The organism is Lacticaseibacillus boliensis (assembly GCF_054784775.1).
Genome location: NZ_BAAIHN010000074.1, coordinates 1 through 2,464 on the forward strand (window position 1 = coordinate 1; position 2,464 = coordinate 2,464).

2 protein-coding genes are annotated in these 2,464 nt (G+C 44.2%); both read left to right on the top strand.

Features of this window, described 5'->3' with window-relative positions:
- The first annotated feature begins 192 nt into the window (after positions 1-192).
- Positions 193-1,344, top strand: a complete 1,152-nt coding sequence (locus ACYVRB_RS14155) for an MFS transporter (RefSeq protein WP_461216058.1) — start codon at positions 193-195, stop codon at positions 1,342-1,344.
- Positions 1,345-1,538: 194 nt separating this feature from the next.
- The gene (locus ACYVRB_RS14160; RefSeq protein WP_461216059.1) at positions 1,539-2,339 is read left to right on the top strand and encodes an MFS transporter; all 801 of its coding nucleotides are present in this window, start codon (positions 1,539-1,541) and stop codon (positions 2,337-2,339) included.
- Positions 2,340-2,464 lie beyond the last annotated feature (125 nt).

The following is a 2,464-nucleotide window of genomic DNA, read 5'->3' on the forward strand; positions in this document are numbered from 1 at the left end:
CGTGATGGTTTTCGTCGACTCAACCTTAGCATATAGGCGCACCCAATGGGTGAAACACCAAAGCAGCGCAGTCCCGTGTGAATCATGGGATTGCGCTGCTTTTTTGAAATTCTATGAATAATCCAGGCTAAAGCTAACTCCGAGACCTCAAACAAACCCAAAGTCTGGTCGCTAGCGTTCGCAGGACTGCTATTGGCATATTTCCTCGTCAACTTATCATTAAACATGGCGAATAACCTGTCTGCACCCTATGCCAAATTTTTAGGTGCCGCACCAGTTCTAATGGGCGTAGTTGCAACCGGTTTCACATACGGATCAATTGTCTTTAAGGCCGTGTCTGGTCCCGCAATTGACTCTTTTAATCGTAAACGATTATTAATAGGTGCTGTCGTCGTGATTGCAATTGCATTTTTCGGTGATGCCTTCGCTATCTCAATGCCAATGTTAATTGCTTTTCGGATTCTTCAAGGCATTGGACAAGCCTTCACTGCCACAACATTCATCGCAATCGCAGCTGACACACTTGATCGTGACAATATGTCCGCAGGTATGGGAATATTTGCACTGGGTACCGCAGGATCAACCCTTCTTGGCGCTATTGTTGGTCTAAAAATTCAAGAAGCAACAAGCTTTCGGATCGCATATCTCACCGCTTTTGTCACTCTATTAATCGGTGTTATCGTTCTTCTATTCATCAAAGTAAAGCCCATCAAGACGAAAAAATTCAAATTCTCAGTCTCTGGCGTTATCGCTAAAGAGGCCATCCCACCGGCACTGATGCAGTTCTTCTTCATGATGGCATGGTCAAGCGTCTTCGCATTCATTATGGTCTATGGCCAGGCACAAGGATTCGGAAGCAACGTCGGTTTCTTCAACACCGCATATGGCCTTGCTGTTTTTATTGCCGCGCCTCTCGGTGGTAAACTAGTAGATCACTATGGGTACTTAATGCTCATCCCAATGTTAGTGCTGATGGCACTGGCTCTATGGCTGATTAGCTTTTCTTCCAGCTTATGGATATTACTACTCGCCGCAGTAGTTGGTGCATTCGGATATGGAGCTGCTGGCCCGGTTGTAAGATCGATGGCAATGAACGTTGTTCCAGAAAATCGTCGTGGTGCGGCAAGCAGTACGTTATTTGTTGCTTCCGATATTGGCCAATTAGTCGGACCCATTATCGGTGGAGTATTAGTATCCTCCTTTGGATATGCGACTATGTATCGAGTTGCCCCGGTCTGGGTCGCTGTTGCAGTTGTCTTATTACTGTTCACACAAAAATACGTTAAAACCCGCATTGCTACTCTCGCAGCGAACGATGATAGTACCAATAAAGATAAAGATTAGTTACAGCACAAAAGGCGGATGACACATTGCCCATGAATTGTAATACTGTAACTAATTAATGCTTATTGCCGGTAGTTACATTTTGTTTGGTGGTGCTTTCCTTGAACTTAACAGATGTCGTTAATAAGAAGAAAAATAGTAATCGGACACTGTTGTTTCGACAACATATTGTCACGTTTTATCGGAGGACGACAATGCGCTTTTCACTCAAGAAGCATTCTTTTGCGGCCATATTTCTAGTCTATTTAATGGTCAACTTAGGTTTGGACTTCGGAGAGACGCTCGTTTCACCCTTCACCCAATCTCTAGGCGCTACACCACTAATTATTGGCATTTCAGCGACGGGATTCACCTACGGGTCTCTAGTTTTCCGCCTCGTATCAGGCCCTGCTATCGATTATTTCAATCGCAAAGTGTTACTATTTATTTCCGTTATCGTCATTACTATCTCTTTTATTGGTGAAGCCTTATCAACCTCAGTTCCCATCCTATTAGTTTTTCGAATTGTGCAAGGGATTGGTCAGGCATTCAGTGCCCCTGTATGCCTGACAATAGCTGCTGATGTTGTTTCACGAAAGGAAATCGCAAGTGGTATTGGTACACTGGCGGTTGCTCGCGGAATTGCTACTTTGATTGCACCGGTTATTGCTCTCAAAATCAGTGAAATTACCGGCTATCAGATTTGCTTTCTGATTGCTGCCGCTATTGAAATCATCTCCATCCTAGCAATTTTAAATATTCAAATTGCTGGGTCCAGACATCGCAGCAAGCACTTCAAAATCTCTTTATCAGGTTTTGTTGCTAAGGAGGCCATTCCACCGGCACTACTTCAGTTCTTTTTCATGATGGCTTGGTCATGTGTCTTCGCATTTTTAGTTGTCTTTGGACAAACTCAAGGATTGACCAGCAATGTAGGCTTTTTCAACGCCGCCTATGGCATCGCTGTATTCGCCGCGGCACCGATTGGCGGCCACCTAGTCGATCACTTTGGGTGACGGATTTACAATTCAAGTGCAACAAATTAGTCAAATAGAAAAGACTCATAGCCTGAGTCCTTGTAAAATGGAATCACCACAAGACCAACTACAAGGAGAACTCGACTATGAGTCCGTACACCCAT

Bases quoted from the DNA above. Each gene is read 5' to 3' on its own strand.
- ACYVRB_RS14160 (WP_461216059.1), top strand. From the start codon at position 1,539: ATGCGCTTTTCACTCAAGAAGCATTCTTTTGCGGCCATATTTCTAGTC.